The organism is Pseudomonas sp. Teo4 (assembly GCF_034387475.1).
Classification (GTDB): domain Bacteria; phylum Pseudomonadota; class Gammaproteobacteria; order Pseudomonadales; family Pseudomonadaceae; genus Aquipseudomonas.
Window position 1 is genome coordinate 59,075 of record NZ_JAXCIL010000005.1, and the last position, 16,559, is coordinate 75,633.

The following is a 16,559-nucleotide window of genomic DNA, read 5'->3' on the forward strand; positions in this document are numbered from 1 at the left end:
GTTGGGGCCGCTCAGCGGCCCCAAGTTCCTTCACGCGCCCGTACCACCCACGGTAATCGCATCCAGCTTCAAGGTCGGCTGCCCAACTCCCACCGGTACCGACTGTCCATCCTTGCCACAGGTGCCCACACCACTGTCCAGGGCCAGGTCGTTACCGACCATCGACACCCGGCTCATCGCCTCAGGTCCGTTACCAATCAGTGTCGCACCCTTGACCGGCGCGGTGATCTTGCCGTCCTCGATCAGGTAAGCCTCGCTGGTGGAGAACACGAACTTGCCGCTGGTGATGTCCACCTGCCCGCCGCCCAGGTTGGCGCAGTAGATGCCCTTCTTCACCGACGCGATGATTTCCTGCGGGTCGCTTTCGCCAGCACGCATGTAGGTGTTGGTCATGCGCGGCATCGGCAGGTGCGCATAGGATTCACGGCGGCCGTTGCCAGTCACCGCCATGCCCATCAGGCGCGCGTTGAGCTTGTCCTGCATGTAGCCCTTGAGCACCCCGTTCTCGATCAGTGTGGTGCATTCGGTTGGCGTGCCTTCGTCATCGACGCTCAGCGAACCACGGCGGCCTTCGAGGGTGCCATCGTCGACGATGGTGCACAGGCTCGACGCGACCTTCTCGCCGATACGGCCGCTGAAGGCCGAACTGCCCTTGCGGTTGAAGTCACCTTCCAGACCGTGGCCGACGGCTTCATGCAGCAGCACGCCCGACCAGCCGGAACCCAGCACAACCGGCAAAGTACCTGCCGGCGCGGGGATGGCCTCGAGGTTGACCAACGCCTGGCGCAAGGCTTCACGGGCATAGCCCATGACTCGATCTTCGGTGAAGAAGCGATAGTCGGTGCGCCCGCCGCCACCCTGCCCGCCGCGTTCGCGACGGCCATTCTGCTCGACGATGACACTGACGTTGAAACGCACCAGCGGGCGTACATCCGCCGCCAGGCTGCCATCTGCCGCTGCGATGAGAATTCGCTCCCAGACCCCGGCCATGCTCACACTGACCTGCTGGATACGCGAGTCCAAGGCCCGGGTGGCGGCGTCGACACGCTTGAGCAAGTCGACTTTTTCAGCCCGGCTCAGCACATCCAGCGGGTTGTCTGGCGCATACAGGGCCGTCACATCCTGGCTGCGGAAGGCCTGCACCTTGCCGTTCTGCCCGGCGCGGGAAATGGAACGGGCGGCACGCGCCGCCGAGTTCAGGGCTTCGAGGTTGATCGCATTGCTGTAGGCGAAGCCGGTTTTCTCACCAGACTGGGCTCGCACGCCCACGCCCTGGTCAAGGTTGAAGCTGCCTTCCTTGACGATGCCGTCCTCCAGCGCCCAGGTTTCCGAGATCTGGCCTTGGAAATACAAGTCGGCGGCGTCGATGCCGGGGCCTGCCAACTCACCCAGAACAGACTGCAGGCTGTCCAGGCTCAGGCCGCCCGGTGCCAGGAGCTGCTCGCTGACGGTGGATAACATCTGGCTCATAGTCACTCCGAGGTGTGCGCAGGCCGCAAAGCGTCCTGCGAGAAAAAGCGCCGGTGCAAGGCAACCGGCATGCGCGCCCGAATGGACGCTTGTTCATCAGTGTCGCGCTCGGCCAGCAGTACTGCCTCGCCTCGCGCCTGTTCTGCAACGACTCGCCCCCAGGGGTCGATGATCGCCGCATGGCCATGGGTTTCCCTTGGCCCTGGATGGATTCCGCCCTGAGCAGCGGCCAGCACGTAGCACTGGGTCTCGATGGCTCGGGCACGAATCAGCACTTCCCAATGGGCTGCCCCGGTCACCGCGGTGAAAGCCGCCGGTGCCGTGATCAGTTCCGCGCCAGCGCCCCGCAATTCACTGTACAGCTCGGGAAAGCGCAGGTCGTAGCAAACGCTAAGCCCGACACGCCCTACCGGCGTATCGGCCACCACTACCCGTGCACCGTGCGCGTAGTCATCGGACTCGCGATAGCGACCACGGTTGTCGGCCACGTCGACATCGAACAGGTGCAGCTTGTCGTAACGCGCCACCACCTCGCCATGTTCGTCGACCAACAACGAGCAGGCATGCGCCTTGGCGTCGGGCTGACCGGCGGGCGGCAACGGTAAGGTGCCAGCAACTATCCATAACTTGAGGTCACGGGCGGTACGTTTCAACCACGGCAGGATCGGCCCGTCACCCAACGCCTCTGCCCGGCCGATGGCCGCGGCATCCTTGCGCCCCATGGCCGCGAAGTTTTCCGGCAGTACAGCGAGCCGCGCGCCTCCAAAGGCTGCCTGTTCGAGCAGCGCCCCGGCACGTTGCAGGTTGGCCAGTACATCGTCCTGGCTGACCATCTGGATCACCGCTGCCTTCATGGGCACTCCTGAGGCTACTTATTTGTTGAAAGGTTTCACAAATGTGATTCTAGGCTCTTTCCACGGCCCCTCGACGCGGTAATGCACGCTGGCGAAGCGCGACACGCGGTCACCGATCAGCCGATCGACCAGGAACAGTGCCCCACCAACGGCTGGTGCACCGACAATCAGGGCCGCCAGAGGCAGGTTGTTGGTGACTGGCAGCGTCACTTGCAGGTTGGCATCGACCCGGTCACGGACCATGTCCAGGGTACCGTCGAGCTCGAAGTTGCTCGATGGTCCGGTCACGGTAATCGGCTCGCGGGTGACATACACGCCATCGCTGGCCACCAGCAGGCCCTTGACCCGATCATAAGCCAAGCCCTTGTCGAACAGGTCGGAGAAGTCCAGGCGCAAGCGGCGGCCAATGGAGTTGAAGTTGAGCAGGCCGAATACGCGCAAGGCCTGAGCGCTGCCTTCCACTTCCACGAACTGGCCAGTGCGCAGCGCCGCATCCATGCTCCCCGAGAAGCGCTTGAGACCGACCCAGGCCGGCGAGCCGGGCCAGCGGCCATCGACATCCAGGCGGAAATCGCGACTGGTGACGGTAGGCGCGAAGCCCCAGGCCTTGAGCACATCGGCCAGGTTCTTGCCGTCCAGGCGCCCTTTGTACCAGCTGCTGCTGGCCCCTGGCAGGCCTTCCCAGCCGCCACTGCCGTCTATGCGCAGCCCTTTGAAGTCGAGGTCGAGATCGCTGGCCGTCACCCCGCGGGCGGTCGGGCGCAGCTTGACCGCCGCGTTGCCGAACAAGTCGTCACCGCGGTAGAGCTTGTCGATGGTCAGGTCCAGGGCCGGGACCTTGCGAGGGTCGAAGTCGGCCAGGGGGTCGGGCCCTTCTTCGGCCTGGACTTGAGCCGGGTCGGCAGCGGGCAGACGCAAGGTCTGCAGGCGAACCGTCATGGGGGAGGCCTTGGCGTCCGGAACCCGTGCGTTACCGATGACTTCCTTGCTGTCCAGACGCAGGTCCCACGCAGGGCCGCCCCGGGCCAGGCGCACCACGGCCTGGTTCAAGTCCATGCCGAACGCTTTGAGCTTGCCGATGCTCAGGTCGACGCTCTGCAGGTTCTGTCGGGCGTTGCCACTGGGGTCATCACCGGCAAGACGGTTCATCTGCTCTTGCCAGGGCGCCAGGTCCAACGACTCCAGCCGGCCGCGTACACGCAAGCCCTGGCTGGCCGGCACCTGGGCATCGCCCGTGCCCAGCAGCAGTTCACCACGCCCCTGGGTCAGCTTGTCGGCAGGTGCGGCATAGGCAAAGCGCGCAAGGTCCGCATAGCTGGCATCGAAGCGCCGCTCCGCACCCTGCAGGTTCATGCTGAAACGGCTGTCTCGGGTGTCGGCCGCCGCTTTGCCGAACGGCGCGGGCAGGTCAACGACCAGTCCTTTGAGCGACGAGTTGACACTCAGGCTGTTGTCACGCTTGCCCAGATTGACCTGCAATTGATAAGGCACATCGCCCGACGCGGGTAGCGCCTGCTTGAACTGCAACCAGTCAGTCAGAGACTTGAGCGATACCTGACCGGTGGCGTTGATCCGGGTCTGCATCTGCCCTGGCTGGCCCTCGGCAACAATCTGTGCGGTCACCGGCTTGCCGAATGCCTGCAGGCTGATGCCCTTGCCGCTCAAGCCCTTGTCGAGGTCAAAACTGAAGTCGCCCTTGAGTCGGCTCAGGTCCAAGCTGGGTGGCGCCACCTTGAGGCGGGCGTCGGCTGTGGCGAAGTCCACCTGTACCTTGGGCGTTTCACCGCGGGCCAGAGGGATATCGAGCTTGACCTTGCCATTGAGCGGCCCCTCGCCTTCCCATCCGGCAAAAATCTCACCCGTGCCGATGGGGGCTTCCTTGAGTATCTTCAAACCGTCGCCAAGGCTGCCATCAAAGTTGCCATCGAGGTACAGGTGACTGTGCTGGCCAGCGTCGACATGGGGAATATCGACATTGACGTCGCTCACCTTGGTATCGAGCAGCATGCCCTGTCTGGCCTTGATTCTTACGCCGCTGTCCTCGATCAATACATCCCCGGCGACCTGTTGAACCTGCGGCCAGCCGGGCTGGAAGTCCAGTGCCGCATCGCGGACCTTGAAGAACAGGCTGATGCTGCGCGCTTCCGCTGCCGCCCCGTGGTTCAGCGAACCCTGGTACTGGAAATACCCTTCATCCACGTTGCCCTTGACGATGGCGGTGCGCAACCACTCGTCGAGGGCCGGGCTGAGCACTTCAGGCAGGTACTTGGCGGTGTAGCGGCCATCGCCCTCGGTCAGGCCGACGCGCAAGTCCATGTAGTCTTCGCGGCCTTCCTCGAACAGCAGCCGAATGAGGAAGTCACCGGCAATCTTGCCCTCCTCGCCCAACACCTTGAGGTAGGGGGCGACCAGGGTGAAGCCCTCCTTGTCGAGAGTCCAGGTGAGACGGGCGTTGGCCTTCTGGTAGTGCCAAGGTTTGGCGAAGATCGGATACAGATGCAGCATGAACGCATCGGTATCCAGCCGCAGCTCGCCGTGCCCAAGGTCACCGCTGATGCTGCCGGAGACATTACCGGCAGCAGGCGCGCCGTGGTAGGCGTCGAAGCCGACCTTTTCCAGATTGGCGGCAAACTGCAGTCGCTCATCGCCCTCGGCCTTTGGCCGGATATCCAGACGCACATTGCGCAGCGCGCCTGTGACCTTCAGCGCATCGACCACAGCCATGAGTTTTTCCGGCAGTGGCGCCAAGGCTTCGATCAGCGGGGTGAGCGGGGTCAGGTCAAGGCGGTCGGCCTGGACTTGCCAACTTTCCTGCGCAGGCGCTTCGCCATCACGGTGACGCACCTGCATATGCGACTCCCAGCGAGTCTTGCCGATGCTGGCAGCCAGTGAGTCGAGCACGACATCAAAGCCCTGCTCCCGGCGCTGGAACCAGGCGGTGAGGGCCAGGTTGTCCAGTGTGGCCGCCTTGCGCCCGGCATAGGCACCGCTCAGCTGCGGGGCATTGAGACGCACCACCGCCCGCTGCAACTGGCCCTTGCTCCAATCGACCCAGAACTCGCCACCCGAACGCAGAGTCTGCGCTTGCCATTGGCCGAGCAGACGCGGCGGCAGCCAACGCGCCCAATCGCTTTGAGGCAGGCTCAGGTAAGCCTCAACCTGGCCGTCGCGCCAGGCTTTGGCCGTAGCGCGGCTGCGCAGGTTCACCGCCAGGGGCTGGCCATCGGGCAGGGTCGCACGCAGATCCAGGGCCTGGCGCGAAGCGCCGGCCTTCAGCCCAAGGCTCACATATGTCAGGGTCAGCGGATCACGCTGCCAAGGCTGCAAGGTGACCTGGCTGTCGAATACATCGATGCGGCCAAGCTGGCGCATACGCTGCAGTAATTCGGCGGGGTCGACGGGCGCGTCGTCTTTCTTCGGCAGGCCTTCAAGCGACCAGCTGCCCTGCTCGTCTTCACGCAGGATCAACTGCAAGCCGCCCAACTGAATACGCGCCAGCCGAACTTCACGGGCCGTGAGGCTGGCCCACAGGTCTGGCACCAGTTTGACGTCATCCAGGCGCAACGCCGCCGAACCTTCGCCCAGTTGCAGGTCGCGTACGCGCAACACCGGTGCCAGGCCGCTCCAACGCCCTTCCAGGGCACCGACATGCACCGGCAGGCCCAAGGCCTGCTCGGCCTTGGCTTCGACATCGGCACGGTACTCGGCGACCAGCGGCACCAGTTGCCGCCCCACGCTCACGTACAGTGCCACGAGCACCGCCAGCAAAGCGCAGAAGCCAAGCCCCCAGCGGGTCAAGGCGACAAGAACGCGGGTCAGACGTCCCATGGCCATGGCCCTCCAAGTCGTTTATCCATGATGGCCCGTGGCAGCGGTTTTGCCAGCCCGACCATCACGTGGTGTGGTCTGGAAAGCGTCAGAGCAGCACCACGTCGTATTGTTCCTGCGAATACATCGACTCGACCTGGAAGCGAATGGTTCGGCCAATGAAGGCCTCCAGCTCCGCCACGTTGCCAGATTCCTCATCGAGCAAACGGTCGACCACCTTCTGGTTGGCCAACACACGGTAGCCCTCGGCCTGATAGGCACGGGCCTCGCGCAGGATTTCACGGAAGATTTCGTAACAGATCGTCTCCGGAGTTTTCAGCTTGCCTCGGCCCTGGCACGCAACGCATGGCTCGCACAGCACCTGCTCGAGGCTTTCCCGCGTGCGCTTGCGGGTCATCTGCACCAGCCCCAGCTCGGTAATGCCAATGATGTTGGTCTTGGCGTGATCGCGCTCAAGCTGTTTTTCCAGGGTGCGCAGCACCTGGCGCTGATGCTCTTCATCTTCCATGTCGATGAAGTCGATGATGATGATTCCGCCGATATTGCGCAGCCGCAGCTGCCGGGCAATGGCGGTGGCCGCTTCAAGATTGGTCTTGAAGATGGTCTCTTCAAGGTTGCGATGGCCTACGAAGGCACCGGTGTTGACGTCGATGGTGGTCATGGCCTCGGCCGGGTCGACCACCAGGTAGCCACCGGACTTGAGCGGCACCTTGCGCTCCAGCGCACGCTGGATCTCATCCTCTACGCCATACAGGTCGAAAATCGGCCGCTCGCCTGGGTAGTGTTCAAGGCGGTCTGCGATCTCCGGCATCAGTTCGACGACGAACTGCGTGGTTTTCTGGAAGGTCTCCCGCGAGTCGATACGGATCTTCTCGATCTTCGGATTGACCAGGTCACGCAGGGTTCGCAAAGCCAGGCCAAGGTCTTCATAGATGACCGTCGGTGCGCCGCAGGTCTGGATCTGGCTGCCGATTTGCTCCCACAGGCGGCGCAGGTAGCGGATGTCCTGGAGTATTTCCTCGGCACGCGCGCCCTCGGCGGCGGTCCGCAGGATGAAGCCACCGGCATCCTTGATGTTCTCGCTGGTCATGCAGTCGCTGACCACCTGCTTGAGGCGCTCACGCTCGGCTTCGTCTTCGATCTTCAGGGAAATGCCGACATGGCTGCTGCGCGGCATGTACACCAGGTAGCGCGAAGGAATCGACAACTGGGTGGTCAGGCGCGCGCCCTTGGTGCCGATGGGGTCCTTGGTCACCTGCACCACCAGGGCTTGCCCTTCGTGCACCAGCGCGGTGATGCTCTCGACCGCCGAGCCCTCGCGCTGGGAGATTTCGGACGCATGGATGAACGCGGCACGCTCCAGGCCAATGTCGACGAAGGCCGCCTGCATGCCCGGCAACACCCGCACCACCTTGCCTTTGTAAATATTGCCAACGATGCCGCGGCGCTGCGTGCGCTCGACATGCACCTCTTGCAGCACACCGTTTTCCACCACTGCCACACGCGATTCCATCGGGGTGATGTTGATCAGGATCTCTTCACTCATGGCAGGCTCTCGTCAAAGGTCTTGGCTAATGATGGATGGCGTATGCAGGGCTGGCTACTGCGGGTATGCTACCTCTGGTGAAAGCGCGGGCACCTGCCAGCAGGCGATGCCGAATTGCGCGAGCAGGTCGGCCGTCTCGGCCAGCGGCAGGCCAACCACCGAGGAGTAACTGCCGACCAGGCCGGTGACGAACACCGCGCCCAGGCCCTGGATCGCATAACCTCCGGCTTTGTCCGCCGGCTCGCCGCTGGCCCAGTAGCGTTCGGCCTCATCGCTGGTAATCGGGCGAAAACGTACGTTGCTCGAAACGCACAGGCTCAGGCAGCGCTGGCCATCGCTCACGGCGATGGCGGTCAGTACCTGGTGCTCGCGCCCTGACAGGTCGGCCAGCATCGCCAGGGCATGTTCGCGGTTTTCCGGCTTGCCGAGAATACGACCATCGAGCACCACCGCAGTGTCTGCGCCGAGGGTTACAGCCGAACCGTCGATGCCGGCGAGCCCTGCAGTGGCCTTGGCCCGGGCCAGGCGCTCGACATAAGCTTCGGCACTTTCGTTGGGGTATGGGGTTTCGTCGACAGGGGCGCTGACCGTGCTGAACGGCACGCCAATCTGGGTCAGCAGTTCACGGCGGCGTGGCGAGCCGGAGGCCAGGTAAAACGGAGTCATGCGGACATCTCCCTGTCAGTCGCGGCGTCGCCGTCAGTTTATGTGCAAGCGGCGGCGCAAGTCGCGCAGGGCAAAGCTGATCCATGGCCAGAGCAAGGCACTGATCACCGCCGACCAGACCAGCGCCAGGGTCGGAAGTCGGTTGCCGGTCAGCGCGCTTAGCCACAGCTGGATCAGTTGGGCAATACCGAAGATCACCAGAATGACCAGGCTCTGTTGCCACATGGGGAACATGCGCAGGCGTTGCTGCAGGGACAGCACCAGGAAGGTGATCAGGGTCAGGATCAGCGCGTTCTGCCCCAGCAAGGTGCCGTAGAGCACATCCTCGGCCAGGCCGAGCAGGAATGCCGTGGTCATGCCGACCTTGTTCGGCACCATCAGCGTCCAGAACGACACCAGCAGGGCCAGCCACATGGGCCGGAACACTTCAAGGAACTGCGGCATCGGCGAGACGCTGAGCAGCAGGCCGATGGCGAAGGTCAGCCAGATCACCCAACCGTTGTTGCGGCGCGAAGCGGGCATCATTGCCTCCGGTGTTGAGCCGGCGCGGCTGGCGCTGCGGCAGGGGTAGCGGGCGCGGCCGCCGGAGTTGCTGCCGGAGCAGCCGGTGCAGCCGGTGCACCGGGAGCAGTCACAGCCGCAGGGGCAACGCTGCCGGCGGGTGCAACGTGCTCCCCAGGGACGGCGGGCTGGCCGTTGGCCGGGGCGCCCTTGCGATCGGCTTCTTCCTGGGCGATGGCGGCGTCGGTGGCACGCTGTTCCGGTGTGCGCCGGTCGCTGAATACCAGCAACATGTAGCGGCTGCGGTTCAGGGCGGCGGTAGGAATGGCGCGCACGATAGCGAACGGTTGGCCCGAGTCATGAATCACTTCATTGACCGTGGCAACTGGGTAACCGGCCGGGAAACGCTGGCCCATGCCGGAACTGACCAGCAAGTCGCCTTCCTTGATGTCGGCGGTGTCGGCCACATGACGCAACTCCAGGCGCTCCGGGTTGCCGGTACCACTGGCGATGGCGCGCAGGCCATTACGGTTGACCTGTACCGGAATGCTGTGGGTGGTGTCGGTGAGCAGCAGTACCCGCGAGGTGTACGGCATCAGCTCGACCACCTGGCCCATCAGGCCACGGGCATCGAGCACCGGCTGGCCCAGGAACACACCATCACGCTCGCCCTTGTTGATCAGGATGCGGTGAGTGAAGGGGTTGGGATCGACGCCGATCAGCTCGGCCACCTCGACCTTTTCGTTGACCAGGGCAGATGAGTTGAGCAGCTCACGCAGGCGCACGTTCTGCTCGGTCAGGGCCGCCAGCTTTTGCAGGCGCCCCTGCAACAGCAGGGCCTCGGTCTTGAGCTTTTCGTTTTCCGCGATCAGTTCGGTGCGGCTGCCGAACTGGCCGGCCACGCCTTGCCAAAGGCGCTGCGGCAGGTCGGTAACCCAGTACGATTCCATCAGTACCAGGCCCATCTGGCTGCGAACTGGCTTGAGCACGTCAAAGCGTGCGTCGACCACCATCAGCGAGACGGACAGCACCACCAGTACCAGCAGGCGGACGCCCAGCGAAGGGCCCTTGGAGAAAAGCGGTTTAATGGGCCGTTCCTCGTGGACGACTCAGGAGGTCATTGGACATGGGACAACGCACCAGCCTGGTTGCGGGTTGACGGAAACGACGCCCGAATGGACGCCAGCCCAGCGCATACAGGTAGCACTGCTGGTGCTACCTGTAAACCGGGCGCTCAGAAGCAGCGGGTGAGGATCACTCGCTGGAGAGCAGGTCCATCGCGTGCTTGTCCATCATTTCCAGGGCGCGACCGCCGCCACGGGCGACACAGGTCAGCGGGTCCTCGGCAACGATCACCGGCAGGCCGGTTTCCTGGGCCAGCAGCTTGTCGAGGTCACGCAGCAGCGCACCACCACCGGTCAGCACCAGGCCACGCTCGGCGATGTCGGACGCCAGCTCCGGCGGCGACTGTTCCAGGGCGCTCTTGACCGCCTGGACGATGGTCGCCAGCGACTCTTGCAGGGCTTCGAGCACTTCGTTGGAGTTCAGGGTGAAGGCACGTGGTACGCCTTCGGCCAGGTTGCGGCCACGGACGTCGACTTCACGTACTTCGCCACCTGGGTAGGCGGTACCGATTTCCTGCTTGATGCGCTCGGCGGTGGACTCGCCGATCAGGCTGCCGTAGTTGCGACGCACATAGGTAACGATGGCTTCGTCGAAGCGGTCGCCGCCGACGCGTACGGACTCGGCATAGACCACGCCGTTCAGGGAGATCAGTGCAATTTCGGTGGTACCACCACCGATATCGACGACCATCGAACCACGGGCTTCTTCGACCGGCAGGCCGGCACCGATAGCGGCGGCCATCGGCTCTTCGATCAGGAACACTTCACGGGCACCGGCACCCAGGGCCGACTCGCGAATGGCGCGGCGCTCTACCTGGGTCGACTTGCACGGCACGCAGATCAGCACACGTGGGCTGGGCTGCAGGAAGCTGTTTTCGTGAACCTTGTTGATGAAGTACTGCAACATTTTTTCACAAACGCTGAAGTCGGCGATGACGCCGTCTTTCATCGGACGAATGGCAGCAATGTTGCCAGGCGTACGGCCCAGCATACGTTTGGCTTCGGTACCGACGGCGACGACGCTTTTCTGGTTGCCGTGGGTACGGATGGCAACAACCGAGGGCTCATTCAGGACGATACCGCGCTCACGCACGTAAATAAGGGTGTTGGCAGTACCCAGGTCGATGGAAAGATCGCTGGAAAACATGCCACGCAGTTTCTTGAACATGGGAAAGTGACCCTGGGGAAAGCGTGGGTAAAAAAGTGCGGCAAACTCTAACAATGGCAGGGATTTTGGGCAAGGAGCCAATATGTTAAATTGGTCGTTTTTCCGAGCACGCCAGCCGATGATCGCGGCCGTATGACCGCCAAAATGCTGACATGTTCCTCATCACGGACCCATTTCCGTTCTTTGTTTCCCCTGGAGATTCCCATGGCGCTTGAACGCTGCGACGTGGAAAAGATCGCCCATCTGGCCCGCCTGGGCCTGAATGAAGGCGAACTGCCACGCATTACCGATGCCCTGAACAGCATTCTCGGCCTGGTCGACCAGATGCAAGCGGTCGACACCAATGGCATCGAGCCCCTGGCCCACCCCCTGGAGGCCAGCCAGCGCCTGCGCCCCGACCAGGTCACCGAGAGGAACCAGCGCGATACCTACCAGGCTATCGCTCCGTCGACCGAAGCCGGTCTGTACCTGGTTCCTAAAGTCATCGAGTAAGGGATAGAGCCTGCCATGCATCAATTGACCCTGGCCGAGATCGCCCGCGGACTCGCCGACAAGTCGTTTTCCTCCGAAGAGCTGACCGGCGCCCTGCTGGCGCGCATCAAGCAGCTCGACCCACAGATCAACAGCTTCATCAGCGTCACCGAAGAGCTGGCCCTGACCCAGGCCCGCGCCGCCGACGCCCGTCGCGCCGCCGGCGAGAATGGCGCCCTGCTCGGCGCGCCGATCGCCCACAAGGACCTGTTCTGCACCAACGGCATCCGCACCAGCTGCGGCTCGAAGATGCTCGACAACTTCAAGGCGCCGTATGACGCCACCGTGGTCGCCAAGCTGGCCGAAGCCGGTATGGTCACCCTGGGCAAGACCAACATGGACGAGTTCGCCATGGGGTCGGCCAACGAGTCCAGCCACTACGGCGCGGTGAAGAACCCGTGGAACCTCGAACACGTTCCCGGCGGTTCGTCCGGCGGTTCCGCCGCGGCCGTGGCTGCGCGCCTGCTGCCGGCCACCACCGGCACCGACACCGGTGGCTCGATCCGCCAGCCGGCGGCGCTGACCAACCTCACTGGCCTGAAACCGACCTACGGTCGCGTATCGCGCTGGGGCATGATCGCCTACGCCTCGAGCCTCGACCAGGGCGGCCCGCTGGCCCGCACCGCCGAGGACTGCGCCCTGCTGCTGCAAGGCATGGCCGGCTTCGACGCCAAGGACTCCACCAGCATCGAAGAGCCGGTACCGGACTACAGCGCCAACCTCAACGCCTCGCTGCAGGGCCTGCGTATCGGCCTGCCGAAAGAGTACTTCGGTGCTGGCCTCGACCCGCGCATCGCCGAACTGGTCCACGCCAGCGTCAAGGAGCTGGAAAAGCTCGGCGCCGTGGTCAAGGAAATCAGCCTGCCGAACATGCAGCACGCCATCCCGGCGTACTACGTGATCGCCCCGGCCGAAGCTTCCTCCAACCTGTCGCGTTTCGACGGCGTGCGCTTCGGCTACCGCTGCGAAGACCCGAAAGACCTGACCGACCTGTACAAGCGCTCTCGTGGCGAAGGCTTCGGCGTCGAAGTGCAGCGCCGTATCATGGTCGGCACCTACGCCCTGTCGGCCGGCTACTACGACGCCTACTACGTCAAGGCGCAGCAGATCCGCCGCCTGATCAAGAACGACTTCATGACCGCGTTCAACGACGTCGACCTGATCCTCGGCCCAACCACGCCTAACCCGGCCTGGAAACTCGGCGCCAAGAGCAGCGACCCGGTCGCCGCCTACCTCGAAGACGTCTACACCATCACTGCCAACCTGGCGGGCCTGCCGGGCCTGTCGATGCCGGCCGGTTTCGTCGACGGCCTGCCGGTCGGTGTACAGCTGCTGGCGCCATACTTCCAGGAAGGCCGCCTGCTCAACGTCGCGCACCGCTACCAGCAAGTCACCGACTGGCACACCCGCGCCCCCAACGGCTTCTGAGGAACTGACACATGCAATGGGAAGTTGTGATCGGGCTTGAGATTCACACTCAGCTCGCCACCCAGTCGAAGATTTTCTCCGGCAGCGCCACCACCTTCGGCTCCGAGCCGAACACCCAGGCCAGCCTGGTTGACCTCGGCATGCCCGGCGTACTGCCGGTGCTGAACCAGGAAGCCGTGCGCATGGCCTGCATGTTCGGCCTGGCGATCGACGCCGAAATCGGCAAACGCAACGTGTTCGCGCGCAAGAACTACTTCTACCCGGACCTGCCCAAGGGCTACCAGATCAGCCAGATGGACCTGCCGATCGTCGGCAAGGGCCACCTGGATATCGCCCTGGAAGACGGCACCATCAAGCGCATCGGCGTCACCCGCGCGCACCTGGAAGAAGACGCTGGCAAGAGCCTGCATGAAGACTTCAGCGGCGCCACCGGCATCGACCTCAACCGTGCCGGCACCCCGCTGCTGGAAATCGTCTCCGAGCCGGACATGCGCAGCGCCAAGGAAGCCGTGGCCTACGTCAAGGCGATCCATGCGCTGGTGCGCTACCTGGGCATCTGCGACGGCAACATGGCCGAAGGTTCGCTGCGTTGCGACTGCAACGTATCGATCCGCCCGAAAGGCCAGACCGAGTTCGGTACCCGCTGCGAGATCAAGAACGTCAACTCGTTCCGCTTCATCGAGCGTGCGATCAACAGTGAGATCCAGCGCCAGATCGACCTGATCGAAGATGGCGGCAAGGTCGTCCAGGAAACCCGCCTGTACGACCCGAACAAGGACGAGACCCGTTCGATGCGCAGCAAGGAGGAAGCCAACGACTACCGTTACTTCCCCGACCCAGACCTGCTGCCGGTGGTGATCGAGGACAGCTTCCTCGAGACCGTTCGCGCCGGTTTGCCGGAGCTGCCGCAACAGAAGGTCGAGCGCTTCCAGAGCCAATATGGCCTGTCGGCCTACGATGCCAACGTGCTGGCCTCCAGCCGTGAGCAAGCCGACTACTTCGAAGAAGTGGCACGCATTGGCGGCGACGCCAAGCTGGCCGCCAACTGGGTCATGGTCGAGCTGGGCAGCCTGCTGAACAAGCTGGGCGTGGAAATCGACCAGTCGCCGGTCAGCGCCGCGCAATTGGGCGGCATGCTGCTGCGCATTCGCGACAACACCATCAGCGGCAAAATCGCCAAGACCGTGTTCGAGGCGATGGCCGCAGGTGAAGGCGATGCCGACAGCATCATCGAAAGCAAAGGCCTGAAGCAGGTGACCGACACCGGCGCTATCGAGAAGATGCTCGACGAAATGCTGGCGGCCAACGCCGAGCAGGTCGAACAATACCGCGCCGCCGACGAGGCCAAGCGCGGCAAGATGTTCGGCTTCTTCGTCGGCCAGGCGATGAAGGCCTCCAAGGGCAAGGCCAACCCGGGGCAAGTGAACCAATTGCTCAAGGCCAAGCTCGAAGGGTAACCGTAGAGCGGGGGCTGCCATGCAGCCCATCGCAGGCTTCGCCAGCTCCCACAGTGTGTATGACCTTCAAAAACTGGTTTGCCCCAGTTTTCCTGAGTTAGTCGACAATCAAGGTGGGAGCTGGCGAAGCCTGCGATGGGCTGCGCAGCGGCCCTGGACCCTGGCTTGGAGCATCACATTGATACGCAACTTGTTCGGCACCCTCGCCCTCTTCTCCCTGCTGGCCGGCTGCGCCAGCCACGACATCGACCCCAGCGGTTACGACAAGACCGGCACCGCCTCCTATTATGGCTCTCGCCATCATGGCAAGCGCACCGCCAGCGGCGAGCCTTTCAACCAGCACGGCCTCACCGCCGCCCACCGCAGCCTGCCCTTCGGCAGCCGCGTGCTGGTCACCAACCTGGCCAACAAGCGCAGCGTCGTGGTACGCATCAACGATCGCGGCCCGCATTCGCGCGGCAGGTTGATCGACCTCTCCCGCGCCGCCGCAGAAAAAATCGGCATGCTCCGTAGCGGAACGGCGCGAGTCCGGGTACAAGGTCTGAGCGACTGACCCGACTGGAGCCTCGACCATTTTCGACCTGGCCACCCTTCCCACCTTCAGCCTGCTGCAACTGGGCCTGGCCCTGCTGTTGCTGGTCGGCGGCGCCGAGCTGATGGTGCGCGCCGCGTTGCGACTTGCCCAGCGCCTGCACGTGCGCCCGCTGATCATTGGCCTGAGCCTGGTCGCTTTCGGCAGCACCGCACCGCAACTGACGGTCAGCCTGCAAGCCGCCTATCAAGGCGCGCCGGACGTTGCCGTGGGCAGTGTCATCGGCAGCAACATTTTCAATGTGCTGGTCATTCTGGGCCTGGCCGCACTGATCATCCCTTTGCGGGTATCGCGCCAACTGGTACGCCTGGACATCCCGCTGATGATCGTCGCCAGCGCCCTGGTCTATGCGCTTGCAGCAAACGGCCACCTGGGCCGCCTGGAAGGGGGGTTGCTACTGCTGGGCCTGGCGGGCTACCTGGCCATGCTCTGGCATCAGTCCCGTCACTATGCCCGCACCTACCCCGCACCCAGCGTGGCCACGCTCAGCGCCAGGCGTTTCTGGTCCATTGTGACGCTTCAGATTCTGCTGGGCCTGGGCTTGCTGAGCCTGGCCGGCCACCTGATGCTGGAAGCCGCCGTGGAAGTCGCCACCGACCTGGGGTTGTCCGAACGCATCATCGGGCTCACCGTGGTGGCTGTGTGCACCTCCCTGCCAGAGCTTGCCACCGCGATGATCGCCGCGTTGCGTGGCGAACGTGAGATTGCCGTGGGCACGGTCATCGGCAGCAACTTGTTCAACCTGCTGGCGGTACTGGGCCTGACGGCCGCGATCACCCCTGAGCCACTGTCGATTTCACCCAACGCCCTGGGTTTCGACCTGCCCGTCATGCTGGGCGTCGCGGTGCTGAGCCTGCCGGTGTTCTACTCCGGTTACCGGATCACCCGTGCCGAGGGCCTGGTGTTCCTGTGCCTGTATCTGGCCTATGGCCTGCATGTGGTGGCGTTCACCACAGGCATGCCGCTGGCCGGCCGCCTGGAACGGCTCATGCTGTTCTATGTCTTGCCAGTGCTGGGCATGGTGCTGCTGTACACCACGCTACGTGCCTGGCGTCGCCAACACTAAGGAAAACAACATGGCCGAACACAAAACCGGCGAGCAGATTCGCCGCCAGGTGATGGGGGACGAGTTCGTCGACCGCGCCCTGAACAATGCCACCGACTTCACCCAGCCACTGCAGGATTTCGTCAATGAACACGCCTGGGGCAGCGTCTGGGCGCGTGACGGGTTGCCATTGAAAACCCGCAGCCTGATCACCCTGGCCACCCTGACGGCGCTCAAGTGCCCGCAAGAGCTCAAAGGTCATGTTCGCGGTGCGCTGAACAATGGCTGCACGGTGGAGGAGATTCGTGAGGCGTTGCTGCACTGCGCGGTATATGCCGGGGTGCCGGCG

The 16,559-nt window shown here is 63.8% G+C and carries 14 protein-coding genes; 6 read left to right on the forward strand and 8 right to left on the reverse strand.

Features of this window, described 5'->3' with window-relative positions; translation table 11 throughout:
• Positions 1-30: 30 nt before the first annotated feature.
• From tldD to mreB, 8 genes are all read right to left on the reverse strand, one after another.
• Positions 31-1,470 carry a metalloprotease TldD gene (gene tldD / locus PspTeo4_RS29145; protein WP_322367055.1) on the reverse strand — a complete coding sequence of 480 codons (1,440 nt, stop codon included), beginning with the start codon at positions 1,468-1,470 and terminating at the stop codon, positions 31-33.
• Between the two features lie 2 nt (positions 1,471-1,472).
• Positions 1,473-2,324, reverse strand: a complete 852-nt coding sequence (locus PspTeo4_RS29150) for a carbon-nitrogen hydrolase family protein (protein ID WP_322367056.1) — start codon at positions 2,322-2,324, stop codon at positions 1,473-1,475.
• 18 nt (positions 2,325-2,342) lie between these two features.
• The gene (locus PspTeo4_RS29155; protein WP_322367057.1) at positions 2,343-6,158 is read right to left on the reverse strand and encodes a YhdP family protein; all 3,816 of its coding nucleotides are present in this window, start codon (positions 6,156-6,158) and stop codon (positions 2,343-2,345) included.
• 82 nt (positions 6,159-6,240) lie between these two features.
• The gene (gene rng, locus PspTeo4_RS29160) at positions 6,241-7,698 is read right to left on the reverse strand and encodes a ribonuclease G (protein WP_322367058.1); all 1,458 of its coding nucleotides are present in this window, start codon (positions 7,696-7,698) and stop codon (positions 6,241-6,243) included.
• Between the two features lie 54 nt (positions 7,699-7,752).
• Positions 7,753-8,364 (reverse strand): Maf family protein, encoded by a 612-nt coding sequence (locus PspTeo4_RS29165; RefSeq protein ID WP_322367059.1) that lies wholly within the window; start codon positions 8,362-8,364, stop codon positions 7,753-7,755.
• Positions 8,365-8,397: 33 nt separating this feature from the next.
• Positions 8,398-8,886, reverse strand: coding sequence for a rod shape-determining protein MreD (mreD, locus tag PspTeo4_RS29170; protein ID WP_322367060.1), 489 nt, complete (start codon positions 8,884-8,886; stop codon positions 8,398-8,400).
• Positions 8,886-9,908, reverse strand: a complete 1,023-nt coding sequence (gene mreC, locus PspTeo4_RS29175; RefSeq protein ID WP_416197000.1) for a rod shape-determining protein MreC — start codon at positions 9,906-9,908, stop codon at positions 8,886-8,888. The genes mreD and mreC overlap by 1 nt, the downstream gene beginning before the upstream one ends.
• A 211-nt stretch (positions 9,909-10,119) precedes the next feature.
• Positions 10,120-11,157: a rod shape-determining protein MreB gene (gene mreB / locus PspTeo4_RS29180; RefSeq protein ID WP_003255163.1), complete on the reverse strand. Its 1,038-nt coding sequence runs from the start codon at positions 11,155-11,157 to the stop codon at positions 10,120-10,122.
• Positions 11,158-11,361: 204 nt separating this feature from the next.
• Between mreB and gatC the strand changes: the two genes are divergently transcribed.
• From gatC to PspTeo4_RS29210, 6 genes are all read left to right on the forward strand, one after another.
• Positions 11,362-11,649, forward strand: a complete 288-nt coding sequence (gene gatC / locus PspTeo4_RS29185) for an Asp-tRNA(Asn)/Glu-tRNA(Gln) amidotransferase subunit GatC (protein ID WP_322367061.1) — start codon at positions 11,362-11,364, stop codon at positions 11,647-11,649.
• A gap of 15 nt (positions 11,650-11,664) precedes the next feature.
• Entirely contained in the window at positions 11,665-13,116 is a 1,452-nt protein-coding gene (gene gatA, locus PspTeo4_RS29190; RefSeq protein ID WP_322367062.1) for an Asp-tRNA(Asn)/Glu-tRNA(Gln) amidotransferase subunit GatA, read from the forward strand.
• A gap of 11 nt (positions 13,117-13,127) precedes the next feature.
• Positions 13,128-14,573: an Asp-tRNA(Asn)/Glu-tRNA(Gln) amidotransferase subunit GatB gene (gene gatB, locus PspTeo4_RS29195; RefSeq protein ID WP_322367063.1), complete on the forward strand. Its 1,446-nt coding sequence runs from the start codon at positions 13,128-13,130 to the stop codon at positions 14,571-14,573.
• 181 nt (positions 14,574-14,754) lie between these two features.
• Positions 14,755-15,126 (forward strand): septal ring lytic transglycosylase RlpA family protein, encoded by a 372-nt coding sequence (locus PspTeo4_RS29200; RefSeq protein WP_416197001.1) that lies wholly within the window; start codon positions 14,755-14,757, stop codon positions 15,124-15,126.
• A gap of 61 nt (positions 15,127-15,187) precedes the next feature.
• On the forward strand, positions 15,188-16,231 hold the full coding sequence (locus PspTeo4_RS29205; RefSeq protein WP_322367068.1) for a calcium/sodium antiporter: 1,044 nt from the start codon (positions 15,188-15,190) through the stop codon (positions 16,229-16,231).
• A gap of 10 nt (positions 16,232-16,241) precedes the next feature.
• Positions 16,242-16,559, forward strand: a 318-nt coding sequence (locus tag PspTeo4_RS29210) for a carboxymuconolactone decarboxylase family protein (RefSeq protein WP_322367065.1), incomplete at its 3' end; no start/stop codon positions are given.

What these genes read in the sequence shown, in the direction of transcription:
- tldD (WP_322367055.1), bottom strand. Translation starts at nt 1,470, where the DNA reads ATGAGCCAGATGTTATCCACCGTCAGCGAGCAGCTCCTGGCACCGGGC.
- PspTeo4_RS29150 (WP_322367056.1), bottom strand. Translation starts at nt 2,324, where the DNA reads ATGAAGGCAGCGGTGATCCAGATGGTCAGCCAGGACGATGTACTGGCC.
- PspTeo4_RS29155 (WP_322367057.1), bottom strand. Translation starts at nt 6,158, where the DNA reads ATGGCCATGGGACGTCTGACCCGCGTTCTTGTCGCCTTGACCCGCTGG.
- rng (WP_322367058.1), bottom strand. Translation starts at nt 7,698, where the DNA reads ATGAGTGAAGAGATCCTGATCAACATCACCCCGATGGAATCGCGTGTG.
- PspTeo4_RS29165 (WP_322367059.1), bottom strand. Translation starts at nt 8,364, where the DNA reads ATGACTCCGTTTTACCTGGCCTCCGGCTCGCCACGCCGCCGTGAACTG.
- mreD (WP_322367060.1), bottom strand. Translation starts at nt 8,886, where the DNA reads ATGCCCGCTTCGCGCCGCAACAACGGTTGGGTGATCTGGCTGACCTTC.
- mreB (WP_003255163.1), bottom strand. Translation starts at nt 11,157, where the DNA reads ATGTTCAAGAAACTGCGTGGCATGTTTTCCAGCGATCTTTCCATCGAC.
- gatC (WP_322367061.1), top strand. Translation starts at nt 11,362, where the DNA reads ATGGCGCTTGAACGCTGCGACGTGGAAAAGATCGCCCATCTGGCCCGC.
- gatA (WP_322367062.1), top strand. Translation starts at nt 11,665, where the DNA reads ATGCATCAATTGACCCTGGCCGAGATCGCCCGCGGACTCGCCGACAAG.
- gatB (WP_322367063.1), top strand. Translation starts at nt 13,128, where the DNA reads ATGCAATGGGAAGTTGTGATCGGGCTTGAGATTCACACTCAGCTCGCC.